The organism is Undibacterium cyanobacteriorum (assembly GCF_031326225.1).
Lineage (GTDB): Bacteria > Pseudomonadota > Gammaproteobacteria > Burkholderiales > Burkholderiaceae_D > Undibacterium > Undibacterium cyanobacteriorum.
Map to the genome: position 1 here is coordinate 2,894,643 of NZ_CP133720.1, position 14,775 is coordinate 2,909,417.

The 14,775-nt window shown below is 48.4% G+C and carries 15 protein-coding genes; 1 reads left to right on the plus strand and 14 read right to left on the minus strand.

The window, feature by feature from the left end:
- Positions 1-145 precede the first annotated feature (145 nt).
- The 11 genes from RF679_RS12255 to RF679_RS12305 all read right to left on the minus strand — a co-directional run bounded on the left by RF679_RS12255 (position 146) and on the right by RF679_RS12305 (position 11,850).
- Positions 146-886 (minus strand): SIMPL domain-containing protein, encoded by a 741-nt coding sequence (locus RF679_RS12255; protein WP_309480918.1) that lies wholly within the window; start codon positions 884-886, stop codon positions 146-148.
- A gap of 63 nt (positions 887-949) precedes the next feature.
- Positions 950-2,164 (minus strand): THUMP domain-containing class I SAM-dependent RNA methyltransferase, encoded by a 1,215-nt coding sequence (locus RF679_RS12260; RefSeq protein WP_373921677.1) that lies wholly within the window; start codon positions 2,162-2,164, stop codon positions 950-952.
- Between the two features lie 200 nt (positions 2,165-2,364).
- Positions 2,365-2,790 (minus strand): CopD family protein, encoded by a 426-nt coding sequence (locus RF679_RS12265; protein WP_309480919.1) that lies wholly within the window; start codon positions 2,788-2,790, stop codon positions 2,365-2,367.
- An 88-nt stretch (positions 2,791-2,878) separates the two neighbouring features.
- A complete protein-coding gene (locus RF679_RS12270) occupies positions 2,879-4,165 on the minus strand; it encodes a glutamate-5-semialdehyde dehydrogenase (RefSeq protein WP_309480920.1) in 1,287 nt (428 codons plus the stop codon).
- A gap of 268 nt (positions 4,166-4,433) precedes the next feature.
- On the minus strand, positions 4,434-5,453 hold the full coding sequence (gene holA / locus RF679_RS12275; RefSeq protein ID WP_309480921.1) for a DNA polymerase III subunit delta: 1,020 nt from the start codon (positions 5,451-5,453) through the stop codon (positions 4,434-4,436).
- Positions 5,454-5,517: 64 nt separating this feature from the next.
- Positions 5,518-6,060 carry an LPS-assembly lipoprotein LptE gene (locus RF679_RS12280; RefSeq protein ID WP_309480922.1) on the minus strand — a complete coding sequence of 181 codons (543 nt, stop codon included), beginning with the start codon at positions 6,058-6,060 and terminating at the stop codon, positions 5,518-5,520.
- A 190-nt stretch (positions 6,061-6,250) separates the two neighbouring features.
- Positions 6,251-8,878: a leucine--tRNA ligase gene (leuS, locus tag RF679_RS12285; RefSeq protein WP_309480923.1), complete on the minus strand. Its 2,628-nt coding sequence runs from the start codon at positions 8,876-8,878 to the stop codon at positions 6,251-6,253.
- 359 nt (positions 8,879-9,237) lie between these two features.
- On the minus strand, positions 9,238-9,717 hold the full coding sequence (locus tag RF679_RS12290; RefSeq protein ID WP_309480924.1) for an ExbD/TolR family protein: 480 nt from the start codon (positions 9,715-9,717) through the stop codon (positions 9,238-9,240).
- Between the two features lie 10 nt (positions 9,718-9,727).
- Positions 9,728-10,390 carry a MotA/TolQ/ExbB proton channel family protein gene (locus tag RF679_RS12295; protein ID WP_309480925.1) on the minus strand — a complete coding sequence of 221 codons (663 nt, stop codon included), beginning with the start codon at positions 10,388-10,390 and terminating at the stop codon, positions 9,728-9,730.
- 117 nt (positions 10,391-10,507) lie between these two features.
- Complete coding sequence (gene dapB, locus RF679_RS12300; protein ID WP_309480926.1) at positions 10,508-11,314, minus strand: 4-hydroxy-tetrahydrodipicolinate reductase; 807 nt, start codon at positions 11,312-11,314, stop codon at positions 10,508-10,510.
- A gap of 26 nt (positions 11,315-11,340) precedes the next feature.
- Complete coding sequence (locus tag RF679_RS12305; protein ID WP_309480927.1) at positions 11,341-11,850, minus strand: outer membrane protein assembly factor BamE; 510 nt, start codon at positions 11,848-11,850, stop codon at positions 11,341-11,343.
- A gap of 122 nt (positions 11,851-11,972) precedes the next feature.
- Here RF679_RS12305 and fur point away from each other — a divergent pair, with 122 nt between their 5' ends.
- Complete coding sequence (fur, locus tag RF679_RS12310; protein ID WP_309480928.1) at positions 11,973-12,407, plus strand: ferric iron uptake transcriptional regulator; 435 nt, start codon at positions 11,973-11,975, stop codon at positions 12,405-12,407.
- A gap of 51 nt (positions 12,408-12,458) precedes the next feature.
- Here fur and RF679_RS12315 read toward each other — a convergent pair whose 3' ends face one another.
- The 3 genes from RF679_RS12315 to RF679_RS12325 all read right to left on the minus strand — a co-directional run bounded on the left by RF679_RS12315 (position 12,459) and on the right by RF679_RS12325 (position 14,751).
- Entirely contained in the window at positions 12,459-12,866 is a 408-nt protein-coding gene (locus RF679_RS12315; RefSeq protein ID WP_309480929.1) for a response regulator, read from the minus strand.
- Between the two features lie 58 nt (positions 12,867-12,924).
- Entirely contained in the window at positions 12,925-13,956 is a 1,032-nt protein-coding gene (hrcA, locus tag RF679_RS12320; RefSeq protein WP_309480930.1) for a heat-inducible transcriptional repressor HrcA, read from the minus strand.
- Positions 13,957-14,058: 102 nt separating this feature from the next.
- Positions 14,059-14,751, minus strand: a complete 693-nt coding sequence (locus RF679_RS12325) for an HAD family hydrolase (RefSeq protein WP_309480931.1) — start codon at positions 14,749-14,751, stop codon at positions 14,059-14,061.
- Positions 14,752-14,775: the final 24 nt, after the last annotated feature.

The window sequence follows — 14,775 nt, forward strand, 5'->3', positions numbered from 1 at the left end:
TCTTTTCTGAAGGCGCGTTGCTGTCGCCTAGTCCTCAACATCGCTACGGAAAAGATGTTTAACTGAGAATATATTAGATGCGCAAAAAAGGCCGTGCCTATTTGAACGAGGATATGTGCCCCGCTCGCCGCACCTGATTCTCAATTCACTTGATTCGAATTCGCGCTTCGACGCGAGCTTGTACGGTGCTGACTCCTGGTTCGAAGTTTGGCTCGACATTTCGGGAGCCTGAGCGTCCAAGGCTTGAACCGCTCGCCTGCACCGTTTGATAACGACCACTGCCACTCTCTATGCCGTCGAAGTCGACAGAATCTAACTGAAAGTCTGACGGCTTCTTACCCATAATTTGCGCGACCATCTCCATCCGTTCAAATAGATTTCGATAAGCCGCCTCCAATCGATCTTTTTCAGCTCGCTTCTTCGTCGCCTCAGACAACTCAAAACGCAAGCTTTCCAACTCCACGGTCTTTTGAAAATCCGCAATTAGCTTTGGCAAAACGTGCAAGGCGGTGGTACGAAGTTCAATGTTTTGACTTGCTTTCCAACCTATCCTTTGACTCTTCACAGATTTCCTACTTTGTGAGATCTGTGTCTCTTGCTCTTCATAAATCGACTCAACGTAATAAGTTGGCGTACTAACTTCGACTTCACGATAGTTCGCTTTCAGTCGTTCTAGCACATCCTTCGCTTTTTTGTTGACGTTTGATATGACGAGCTCCTTGTCTTTCCCTTCTTCAGTCACACTAAAAAGAATGACTGCACGATCATTAGCGATTTTCAAGTTCGCTGTACCCGCCATCAGCAAACGAGAATCTTTTCCTAGTTCCTGGGCAAACGCCCAATTCGTTGTCGCCAACAAAGCTACTAAAAAGATCACGAAACGCATCCATCACTCCTTTTTCAGAAAACCATCATTTTTCAACGCACAAGGTAATGTACAGATTTATACTTATTCTGCTTCCTTAGGCTTAGCCGCCTCACGACGATTAAAACCTGCCACCATATCAAAACGGAATAAACGACATTCCAGTGCACCGTTGAAGAATGGTGTTTTGCGTGACTCTTTGAGGCGCAGGAGCTTAGGTAAGCTGAGGTCTGCTGTGAACAGGAATACGCTCCACCCTGCGAATCTTTGCTTCAAGGTTCCGCTGAATGCGGCAAAAAATTCCTTCGCCAATTCGTCCGGTTCGAAGCGATGATCACCACGCACGCCGATACGTTCGCCGTAAGGAGGATTGGTGATCAAGACCCCTGCTGTTTGCGTTGGCACTTTGATTTCTTGCGCTTCAATCTGTTTCAGTGGCACTTCGAAAGTGATGCCCGCTTTTTGCAGGTTGTTGCGCGTCATCACAACCATGTCGCCCGAGATATCGCTACCAAAGATGGTTGGCTCTGCAGGAATCGGATTCGGACGCACAGCGGCTTTGATTTGCTGCCATTCTTTCTCATCAAAATCTGCGAATTTTTCGAAAGCAAAATCACGCTGCATGCCGGGCGGGATGCCGGCTAACATTTGTGCTGCTTCGACCAAAATCGTGCCAGATCCACACATAGGATCGAGCAGCGGCGTGCCTGGTTTCCAACCGGTTGTGCGCAACAGGCCTGCTGCCAAATTTTCGCGTAGGGGTGCATCGCCGGTTTCGGCACGCCAGCCACGTTTGAACAAAGACTCACCCGACGTATCGAGGTAAATCGTGTAGTTGTGCGCGTCGAGGAAGCCGACAATACGCATATCCGGCGTACGCGTATCGACTGATGGACGCTGTGTAAATTGATCGCGGAAACGATCACACACGGCGTCTTTAATCTTCAGTGTAATAAATTCCAAACTCTTGAGCGGTGATTTCACTGCCGTCACGTCGACCCGAATCGTATGATGATAAGTGAACCAGTCTTCCCACGCCTGTTCTAAGGTGAGGTCATAAATATCGTTTTCGTTTTTATAGCCGCGCTGAGCCATACGCATTAAGACGCGAGAAGCGATACGCGAGTGCAAATTCAAACGATACACATCGCTGAGCTCGCCGGAGCAATGAACGCCACCGGGAACTTGGTTGTGTACTTTCAGTGTAGTGGAACCCGTGTTGATCGCGATCTCGGCGATTTCTTCAGCGAGCGCAGTTTCTAAGCCGCGTGGGCATGGGCAAAAATAAGAGTGTTTCATGGAGAACCTTTTTTCCATCGTGTTTGTGTAACTCATCGGCACTGCGCCGACAAGGCTATGTTGCTGTCGCATCGAGCGACAACTTTTGAACCATTGAAGCTGATTGAAGCTAATTAACTTCGCTTACCTCAATTACTTCATTTCTTCACTTACTTTGATGAGTCCGCTGCACAACCCATCATTGTTGATCTAGATTTACATTAGAACGGTTTAACGACCACCAAAATCACTGCCACGATCATCATCAACACCGGTATTTCATTAAAGACGCGGAACCATTTATGGCTGCGTTTATTGTGTCCGTTTTCAAACTTTTTGAGAATACTGCCGCAAGCGTGATGGTAGCCTATCAGCAAAATGACGATACTGAGCTTAGCGTGCATCCAGCCACTACCAGGACCTTGACCAACACCGTAACCCAACCACATCCAAAGTCCTAAACCCAAAGCTGGTACCGCTAAGATGGTCATAAAACGATACAGTTTTCGCGCCATCAAAATCAAACGCTCAGTACTTGCTGCTTGGGTTTCCATCGCCAAATTAACAAAGATGCGCGGCAAATAAAACAAGCCTGCGAACCAAGACGCAATAAACACAATATGAAACGCTTTGATATAGAGATACATGTTCTTTTTTCCAATTGTTATTGAAGCTTTAGCTAAATCTATTTCTCCTCACTTAGCTTGCTTATTGATCTTGCTTAGCCCAATGCAATCAAGCGCGAACCTCGCCATGACCAAACACCACGTATTTCAAAGAAGTCAATCCTTCCAAGCCAACGGGGCCGCGTGCATGCAGTTTATCATTAGAGATACCGATTTCCGCGCCTAAACCATATTCAAAGCCATCCGCAAAACGTGTCGAAGCATTCACCATCACTGAGGCAGAATCGACTTCTCGCAAGAACGCCATCGCGCGACTATAGTCTTCGGTAATGATCGCCTCAGTATGCTTGGACGAATACTGATTGATGTGTGCGATCGCCTCGTCCATATCGCCAACCACTTTGACGGCCAAAATCGGTGCGAGATACTCGGTGCTCCAATCGTTCTCATCGGCTCTTGCCAGATACGGATAATCTTGCAAAATGGCATAGGCCGTCGAATCACAACGCAGTTGCACTTGCTCTTTCAAATACTCCACCGCCAACAGCGGCAAGATTTGATCAGCGACGCGTTCCGCCACCAACAGGGTCTCCATGGTATTGCAGGTACCATAGCGATGACATTTGGCGTTAAAACCAATCGCGATCGCTTTTTCAAGATCGGCTCGGTCGTCGATATAGACGTGGCATATACCATCCAGATGCTTAATCATGGGCACGGTTGCTTCGCGCATTAATCGTTCGATCAAGCCCTTACCACCGCGTGGCACGATGACATCAACATACTGCGGCATTGTAATCAAGGCGCCGACGGCGGCACGGTCGGTGGTATCGACAACTTGCACCGCTTGCTCAGGCAAACCCGCTTCTTGTAAGCCCTGCTTCACTAAAGCTGCTAAGGCACGATTACAGTGAATCGCTTCAGAACCACCACGTAGAATCGTCGCATTCCCACTCTTAATACACAGCCCTGCTGCATCGACTGTCACATTCGGACGCGCTTCGTAAATGATGCCAATGACGCCAAGCGGCACCCGCATTTGTCCGACTTGAATCCCCGAAGGACGGTATTTCATATTTGAGATCTCGCCAATCGGATCGGGCAAAGCCGCGATTTGCTCTAGACCTAAGGCCATCGTCTCGATCGCTTTCTCGCTCAAGCTCAAACGATCGAGCATGGCCGCTTCCATGCCGGCATTTTTTGCTGCGACTAAATCCAATTCATTCGCCGCACGCAAACTTGCCGCCTCACCCCGAATGGCACGGGCGATAGCCAACAGCGCCTTATTTTTGGTCGCCGTATCGGCTTTAGCCATCGCACGCGAAGCAGCACGGGCTTGTTGGCCGAGTGTCTGCATGTAGTGCTGAACATCGTTATTTTTTAAATCGGTATTCATTATTTATTCAATCTAGAATCTGAATTTCCCATGCATCTTGTGATAATCGGATAAGGCTAGTCGCACTTAACTCGTTAGTGCGACTCAGTGCGCCTTAGTGCGATTTAGTGCGACTAAGTCAAAACCCCTCAACGCCGAGACGCTGAGGCGCCGAAAAAATCAAGAAGAGAGAAAAAGCATCACCGATTTCCTCTGTGCTTCTCGGCGTCTCCGCGCCTCGGCGTTGAGGGGTTTTAGCCAGTAACCAGACGAGCGAATTCTCTAATTCTCAATTTGCTTTAGCGACGCGCAAACCCAACTGCAACAAGGCATCCCAAGCGTCGCCGCCGAACTTCGGTGCACGCAAACCTTTCACCATTTTGTCGACTTGAGCAGCGTCTTGTAAGGCTGCTTGTAGGGCCGCCAAACTGACGCGGCGCAAGGCAGGCTCCATCAGTTTCTCGCGTGGTCCCCAGATGCGATACTCTTTCAGTAAGGCACCAAGTGGGCGTCCTTGTGCAACGCCCGATTTTAATTTGAGTAAGGTACGCAGTTCTTCGGCCATGGCCCATAAGACCAAGGGTAATGCTTCACCCTCGCCTTTGAGCCCTTCCAACATGCGGACCAGGCGCGCGACATCACCGGTCAACATCGCCTCATTGAGTTTAAAAACATCGTAACGCGCGACATTCAAAACTGCGTCGTGAATCACCTCAAAACTCAATTTCCCTTGTGGATGCAATAAGCCCAGCTTTTGAATTTCTTGATGCGCCGCGAGCAAATTTCCTTCGACGCGATCTGCAATAAATTCCAAACTTTGGCGGTCTGCACTCTGCCCTTGTGCACCTAAGCGCTGCCCAATCCAGTTCGGCAGCACGGCACGTTCGATTAAAGGGATATCGATGTACACCGCTGCTTGCTGCAACATGGTCACCCACGCTGCTTTTTGCGTCGCCCAATCTAATTTGGGTAGCGTAATGAGAGTGATGTTATCAGGCGATAAATCGCGCACGTACTCTTGTAAAGCTGCGCCACCATCTTTGCCGGGCTTCCCCGACGGAATACGAACATCAATCAATTTCTTATCACCAAACAGCGATTGCGATTGATTCGCGGCGAGCAGCTCACCCCACTTAAAGTAACGCTCCACCGTCAATACTTCGCGCTCCAAGAATCCTTGTTCACGCGCGACCTTGCGAATCTTGTCTGCCGTTTCTTGTACCAACAAATGCTCGTCACTTGAAATGACATAGATCGCTGCTAAGCCTTTAGCGAGATGAGCATCAATGGCGTCGTAGCGTAACTGCATGGTGGTTTCAAATATGAGCTGTGTTCAATAAAGTCTTGTCGGCTATTTAGTATTTTTTTCGAAACTAGCCGTTGTTATCGCTGGTCTTATTGGTATTATTCGCTGCTTGATCCATTCGAATCAAAGCTAAGCGACGCATAATCTGCTGCACGATTTCTGACTGCATATCGCGATATAACAATGCTTCTTCCGCTTCTTTCGCCAATACTTCGTTTTCTTTAAAGCTGAGATTACGCTTCAAACTAATTGTCGTGGGCGTTAATACTTCGCGCCCGGCTTTATCGCGCACTCGGAATTTTAAGTTGTAGATCAAATTAAATTCACGCACACGGCCTTGGCTGTTCAAAGACAGAATTGTCTTGTCACGCGTTTCACCAAGCACATCTAAAACCACATCCGCTTGCGTCGCTTCGCTACTTACTTCGGTTTTACCATTGGCGCGCAAATGGCGTTTGAGTTCACCGCCTAGCGCCGAATTATCTGGCAAGCCAACATAAATGCTTTGAAACGGAAAACTCACTGCACCACGCAACGCAAAACCGCAAGCACTCATACTGAGTACTAAGGCGAGGCCCGCGATGGTTTTCAATAAGCCTTGCAGATTCATGGATGTTTTCCTACGGTTTTCAATTGAATAAAACTTGTACACAATGAACGTTTACTTCGTCATCATCAGCAGCGCAATGGTGCCAAAGCCCTACTGTATCTTAGGTTTGCTCGACATCGGTGGTGCCGAGCAAAATAAGGAACTTTAGCGCCTGAAGCACCTTGGACAACTTCGGTAGCTTAGGCAAAATTTAAGCAACGATATTCACTAACTTACCTGGCACGATGATGATCTTCTTCGGCGTACCTTCGATGAAACGTGCTGCACTTTCGTTCGCGACAGCGGCCGCTTCAATGGTCGCCTTATCGGCATCTTTCGCGACTTTGATACTACCGCGCAGTTTGCCATTCACCTGCACCATCAATTCAATTTCATCTTGCACCAAGGCGGCATCATCCACTTGTGGCCATGCGGCATCGATGATCTCACCGAATTGCGCGACATAACCCAAGTCTCGCCACAAGGCGTGTGTGATATGTGGGCACACTGGATACAAAGCACGCAATAAGATACCGAACGCTTCGCGCATCGCTTGCGCAGAACCATCTGCTTCCGACTTGAACGATTCAATCGTATTCAACAATTTCATCGCGCCTGACACCACCGTGTTGTACTGCAAACGATCGTAGTCACCATCGATTTGTTTCAAAGTGCTGTGCACTTCAAAACGCAAGGCTTTCACATCGGCAGCATAGCTCGCCGCTGGGCTGGCACCTGCCGCAATGCTCGGTGCAAATTTCAAAGCGGTTGCCCACAAGCGACGCAGGTAACGCGATGCGCCTTCCACACCACTACTACTCCATGCAGCACTTTGATCTGGAGGGCCCGCGAACATGGTGAACAAACGCGCCGTATCAGCACCAAACTGACTGATGATGTCTTTCGGCTCAACCACATTGTTCTTGGACTTCGACATCTTCTCAATGCCGCCCATTTGTACTGGCTGTCCATCGCTCTTCAAACTAGCAGAAATCGGACGACCTTTTTCATCATGCTTGACTTCGACTTCATTCGGATAGAACCAAACTTTTTTACCGCTTTCGTCTTCACGATAGAAGGACTCATTCAACAACATCCCTTGCGTGAACAAATTCTTGAATGGCTCATCAATTTTGACTAAGCCCATATCGCGCATTGCTTTCGTCCAGAAACGCGCATACAACAAGTGCAAGACCGCGTGTTCAACGCCGCCGATGTATTGGTCCATTGCCATCCAATAATCGTTGCGCTCATCGACCATGGTCTTCGCATCTGGGCAGGTATAGCGCATGAAATACCAACTCGAATCAACGAAGGTATCCATGGTGTCGGTTTCGCGATGCGCTGGCTTACCGCATTTCGGGCAAGGCACATTCAAGAAGCCTGCATGTGTTTTCAAAGGATTGCCAGAACCGTCAGGAATACATTCAGTTGGCAAGACCACTGGCAAGTCTTCATAAGGTACAGGCACGTCGCCGCAATCATCGCAATGAATGATAGGGATTGGCGTACCCCAATAACGTTGGCGAGAAATACCCCAATCGCGCAAGCGCCATGTGGTTTTCTTTTCGCCGACGCCTTTAGCAGCCAAGTCCGCTGCAACCGCATCTACAGCGGCTTTGTAGCTCAAGCCATCGTATTTGCCGGAATTAACGGTCACGCATTTTTGTTTATCGCCATACCATTCAGCCCAAGCATCCGTGCTGAAGCTTTCACCTTCTACCGCCACCACTTGCTTGATTGCGATGCCATACTTTTTCGCAAACGCAAAATCACGTTCGTCATGTGCTGGAACACCCATCACGGCGCCATCGCCGTAAGTCATCAAGACATAATTGCCGACCCACACTTCAACTTGTTCGCCAGTCAAAGGATGTGTCACGAACAAACCTGTCGGCAAACCTTCTTTTTCCTTGGTCGCCAACTCGGCTTCAGTCGTACCACCTGCTTTGCACTCTTCAATAAACGCTGCCAACAGTGGATTCGATTTCGCCGCCACGGTGGCCAGTGGATGTTCCGCTGCCACAGCGCAGAATGTCACACCCATGATGGTGTCTGGACGCGTTGTAAACACGTACATTTTGCCGTCTTGAATCAAGGCGCCGCTCTCATCTTTGATGTCATGGCTAAACGCAAAACGGACGCCTTCGCTCTTGCCAATCCAGTTGCGTTGCATCGTACGCACTTGATCTGGCCAGCCATCGAGTTGATCAATACTGGACAACAATTCCTCTGCGTACTGCGTAATACCGAAGTAGTAACCTGGAATTTCGCGCTTCTCAACGATCGCACCAGAACGCCAGCCGCGACCATCGATCACCTGCTCATTCGCCAACACAGTTTGATCAATCGGATCCCAGTTGACGATTTGCGTTTTTTTGTAGGCGATACCTTTTTCCAGCATCTTCAAGAACAACCATTGATTCCAACGATAGTATTCTGGATCGCAGGTGGCAACTTCACGTGACCAATCGAATGCCAAGCCCAGCGGTTGCATTTGCGATTTCATGTCTTCGATATTGGCGTAAGTCCATTCTGCTGGAGACTTCTTGTAAGCGATCGCTGCATTCTCAGCCGGCAAACCAAAAGCATCCCAGCCCATCGGCATCAAAACGTTGTAGCCCTTCATGCGCAGCTGACGCGCCAACATATCGTTGATGGTGTAATTACGTACGTGGCCCATGTGCAATTTGCCCGATGGGTATGGCAACATGGAACAGGCGTAATACTTCCCTTTGGGGAAGCGTGGATCGTTTTCTACCGTTTTGAAAGCATTGGAGCTATTCCAATGTTGTTGGGCGGCTTGTTCAACTTCGGCTGGGCTATATTTTTCTTGCATGACGTTTTACAAATGAAGTGCGTTCTCCCGAGGGATCTGCGCGTTAATGTCAAAATGAATTGGTAATCTCAATATTCTTTGGCTAACAGAGCGGTGTTTTGCTCAAGGCTTGCGCCCTACTTTCGGACTAGAGTAAAAAACTCAACAAAAGTCAGCGTACAGAGGGAAATTCGAACCTTCGATTATACGGCGAAAGCGTGTCTAGCCGCTAAAAATCGAGCACTAAAACAGCTGAAAATCAGGGAGAAAGTGCCTTTACCGCGGAGTATTGAGCAAAATCCGTGTAAATGGCATGTTTGTCGTGGTTCTGATGAGGAGCTTGAGCAGCAAGTTTGTGCAGAGATTCTCTATTCTGCCTACTACTTGCCTGACTTTTCAGCTTGCTTTTTTAACTCAGTCGATTTGCCTGAACTGTTCGGGCTAGTGGCAAATCCGACTTTAGTCAAACCCAAGGTCTGGGCGCTCGCCATGACTTTGGCGATCAACTCGAACCGAGTGTCTTTATCGGCTCGCAAAACAAATTCCGGTTGTGCGGGAAGTTTTGCGGCTGCTGCGAGGCGCTGTTCGAGATTATCGAAATCGACCAGCTCCGCGTCCCAATACAACTTACCATCGGCGGCAAATGAAATGCTGACCATATTCGCTTGCTTCACCAAGACTTCTGCGTTCGCTTGAGGTAAATCGAGTTTTACCGCGTGATTCAACAAAGGGGCTGCGATAATGAAGATCACGAGCAAGACCAACATCACATCGACCATGGGCGTGACATTGATTTCAGACATGGTATGCAAAGGCTTACCAGAGCGTCCGCCGATACCATTGAAATGTCCGAATGCCATAATTCGAATCCTATGATGCAGACTTGCTCAAGTGGGTATGCAGATCATAAGCAAAGCCATCGAGCTCTGCCAAAGTGATACGATTAATGCGATTGAATGCGTTATACGCCAAGACTGCTGGAATCGCCACCATCAATCCCAAGCCTGTCATGACCAGCGCCTCGCCAACTGGCCCCGCCACCAAATCAATTTGAATCGCAGCGCTACCCGACACGGCTGTTAAAGCGTGATAAATACCCCATACGGTACCGAGCAAACCTATGAAAGGTGCCGTCGCACCGATCGACGCCAAGAGCGTCAAGCCAGATTCCAAACGCACCGTAATTTTGTTCATCTCCTGCCGCAGCACACGCGTCATGATGTCGGCGGTATCTGCTTTGTGCATCATGGTCGTCACGCGACGCTCGCTATTCACCGCAGATACTCCCGCTTTGACCATGGGCACAAAGACGCGCTCAACATCGACTAACTCGAGTGTCATGATGGCGTCTTCCATGGTCGCGCCATCCCAAAATCGATTGACATCGGGAGCGGAACGACGGATGCGCCAAAACACCCATGACTTCGCAAAAATCGTGAACCAACTGACGAAAGACATTGCAATCAGAAGGAAGGCAACCGCGCGCCCCATTTCATCCAATTGCGCCCAATACTGAGAAATAGAAACTGGCATGTACTACCCTTAGAATTTGCGCTATCTCGCAAGCATCAAAAAAAGAGAATAAAAAAGGACAGAAACTTCAGCGCACCAGTGAAACTCCACCGAAATTACGCTGATCGAGCTGCGAATTTATCGCAAACCCAAAACATCATACATATCGTAGAGGCCCATTTGTTTGTTGGCCAAAAAACGCGCTGCACGCAAACTTCCATGGGCGTAGGTCACACGGCTCGAAGATTTATGGGTAATTTCAACACGCTCACCAATACCGGCAAACAATACAGTATGATCACCAACGATATCGCCTCCACGTATCGTCGCGAAACCAATGGAAGACGGATCACGTTCGCCAGTCACACCTTCACGGGCAAACACGCCAACTTCGTTGAGATCACGCCCAATCGCATCGGCAATCACTTCACCCATTTTGAGCGCAGTACCAGAGGGTGCATCGACCTTATGACGATGATGGGCTTCGATAATTTCAATATCGTAACCATGAGAAAAACTCTTCGCGGCCATCTCCAGCAACTTCATGGTGACGTTCACGCCCACACTCATGTTCGGTGCAAACACAATTGCGGTTTTTTCAGCTGCTTTGGCAATCGCCGCCTTACCCACATCATCAAAACCGGTCGTACCAATAATCATTTTGATGCCATGCGCAGCACAGTATTCCAAATGATGTAGGGTGCCTTCTGGACGCGTGAAATCGATAAAGTACTCTGCGTTTGCTAAACCCACAGAAAGATCGGATTCGATTTTGACACCGGTATCTTTACCCAAACTAACACCAGGATCGCTACCAAGCGCTGGTGATTGCGCGATATCTAATGCCCCTACCAACTCAGCATCTTCAGCGGCCAAAATAGTTTCGACCAACATTTTCCCCATGCGGCCCGATGCACCAGCCACAGCGATTTTCATTGCTGCCATAGTCAACTCTTCTCAGCTCTTTAGTCTTATTTTTTCTTTTGTGGTTCGGTTGGCGTCATATTTTCATTGCGAACCGCCACCGCCGCCGTTGTAATTTGTGCCAAATATTCTTTTTCTGTTGGCAATACACCGCGTTCGAATTTCTCAACCGTATTGTTCTTGAAATGAATCGCCAATTTACTTGTGATCACTTCGCCATTTGGCTTTTGCAAGCGAAATGGGTAATCCCAGCGGTCTTCATGAAACATATCCGTGAGCAGAGCTGTGCCCAAGATAAAACGTACCTGCTCGCGCGTCATCCCCTCTTTGAGTTGACTTGCCATTTCTTCAGATACAAAGTTGCCTTGCTGAATCGTGATGCGATAAGGCGAAATAATGCCTAAAAACTGATCAAATGTTGAAGGTTTGATCACCTGTGTACCTGCGCTTGCATCGCTGCTTACTGCCTGTTTCGGAGCACTGGAACACGCGGACAACAAGAATGGCAACGCCAAACTCCCGGCCAACACTATTTTCTTAACACTAAACAATCGCATGAACAACCTCAGTTTGATAGTACTACTGTCGAAACGACCCAGATCAGATAAGATATCGAAAATCCAATCGAGGCTTTAAAAGCCGATATCATAAAGCACTTCGCCTAATTTTGACTGAAAACATGACAAATAACTCTCCAGACCTCAAAGCTAGCGGCCTGAAAGCGACCTTACCACGTCTTAAAATCTTAGAAATTTTCCAAAATAGCGTCGTTCGACACTTGACCGCTGAGGACGTCTACAAGATTTTATTAACGGAAAACATGGATGTTGGTCTAGCTACCGTATATCGAGTCTTAACTCAATTTGAGCAGGCGGGACTTTTGCACCGCAATCATTTCGAGAGCGGCAAGGCGGTTTTTGAACTCAATGAAGGCTCACACCATGATCATTTGGTATGCCTTGATTGTGGCAAAGTTGAAGAGTTTTTTGACGAGCAAATTGAAAAACGCCAGCACGATATCGCTAGCGAGCGTGGATTCAAGATCGCCGAACACGCCCTCGCTCTGTACGGAAATTGCACGAAAGTGAACTGCGAAAACCGTAAGACAAAATAAAAACACCAGCAGCCGTAAGGACTTCAATCGACGGCTGCAGTTCTCTGGTATTTAGCCTGCAGCTTGGGCACGAGCCGCCCGAACTTTATTAGCGACGCTTTGTATGGTGTCCAATACTTTCTTGGCATTGAATGGTTTGATGATGTAACCGCTAATACCACCTTTGACTGCTTCAGAGACCGTATCTTGGTCTTTATTCGCGGTCACCATCAAGATCATTACATCTGGCATCACCATACGAATACTCTTAAGCGCTTCAATTCCGCTGACCTTTGGCATCACTACATCGAGCAAAATAATGTCAGGCTTGAGACGTGTCGCCATTTCTAAAGCGCTATCGCCATCAAGAGCCTCGCCCACTACGTTATACACTTCATGCCGCAAGATCACGCGCAAAGTCTCACGCGTCATATCGTTATCATCAACGATCAGTACTGAAATGTCCTTGTTTTCTGCCATATTCTTTTACCAGTTCTGAGTTTCAGAAAAAAGCACGACGACCAAACCTACCTACTACCTAGTGATTGAGCGCGTTTGACAGTAACTTTGCAGTAATGTCGACAATCGGAATCACGCGCTCATATGCCATACGAGTTGGCCCAATCACACCGAGCGTTCCCACAATCTTGCCATTGACTTCATAAGGAGCTGTCACCACGCTCATTTCTTCCATGGGCACCAATTGTGACTCGCCACCTATGAATATTCTCACACCTGAGGCATTACAGGAAACATCCAATAGTTGCATTAAACCACTTTTTTGTTCGAATAGATCAAACATGCGTCGTAAAGACGTCATATTCGATGACAATTCGCTCACATTCAGCAAATTTCTCTCGCCGGAAATGACCATATCTTCCGTTTTCTCCGCCATCGCCTCACTGCCAGCGTCGACTGCAGCACACATCAAGCGATTCATATCACTTTGCAGTGTCCGCATTTCATGGTGAATGCTCATCCGCGCCTGTTCAAAACTTTGCCCCGCAAAATGCTGGTTGAGATAATTTGCGGCCTGTACCAACTGTGATGGCGAATAATCTACATCCGTCAACAAAAGACGATTATGCACTTCATCGTTCGGTGCAACGACCACCAATAAGATACGTTTCTCAGACAGGCGCAAAAACTCAACTTGTTTAAAAATCGACTCTTGGCGCGCACTCATCACCACGCCCGCAAACTGCGAGAGCGAAGACAACACTTGCGCGGCGTTGGCGATAATTTTTTGCGGGGAGCCCGTGATAATCGAGGAGTGAGGACTTTGCCCCAAGGCATTTTGCAGAAGGCTTTCGTCGATTTCTTGCACGGTCAAGAGCTGGTCGACAAAGACCCGATAACCACGCGGCGTTGGAATACGTCCGGCCGATGTATGTGGACTCGCGACGAAGCCCATCTCTTCGAGATCCGACATCACATTACGAATTGTCGCTGGCGACAACTCCAAGCCAGAAATTTTTGAGAGCTCACGTGAGCCGACCGGCTGACCGTCTGCAATATAACGTTCAACCAAAGCCTTCAACAAAGTCTGAGCACGTCTATCTAAATGCATACACTCTACTTTTTGCAAAAAATGTCATTCGCGCTGCGAGGTTTTCCGACTGACGCGAATCTGTTCCATTAGCCATCCTCGCCGCTCCACCTCAAGATATTGTCACTTTACGAGCGATTTCAATGGATGTAAATCGTGCACAATCAAATCAGGTTTAACATGGGCGTGCGCTGTCTCTTCTAGATCTATTCTATACCGATTCATCCAAGCAGCGCGCATCCCCAAAGCCTGTGCACCTTCGACATCAAGTCTTAAATCATCGCCAACATACAAGACCTGCTCTGCGGGCAGTTGCAAGCGATCTAAAGCCTCTTGAAAAATACGGCGATCAGGCTTGGCGCAACCGACCTCATGTGCCGCCAAACTGAACTGAAAATGTGATTGCAAACCGATCGCTTTCAAATCTGCAAAGCCATTTGAGATCGTCGCCAATGGCAGATGTTGCTGTAGAAAGGCAAGGGACTCCTGCACTTCATCAAATAGGCTCACTTGATTACGCGCATGGGCAAACACTTGCATCCCATGATCGGCCAAGGCTTGATCAGCTTGATGCTCGACCAGCAGTTCAGTTAAAGCAGCATGACGTAAGGCCCAAAGGTCGTAGGAAAAACGTGGATCTTGTGGGATCAACTCCATGCGCCGAGCACGCAAACTCTCGACAGTCTCGCGTTCCCCAATGCTGGGCAGCTGCTGCACGAGCCAATCATACAAATGCTTTTCAGCGGCGGCGATCAAGGGTCGCAATGGCCACAAAGTATCATCAAGATCAAAGACTATCGCCTTAATTTCCATCATTGCCGCTCCTCATTGCTTTCTCTC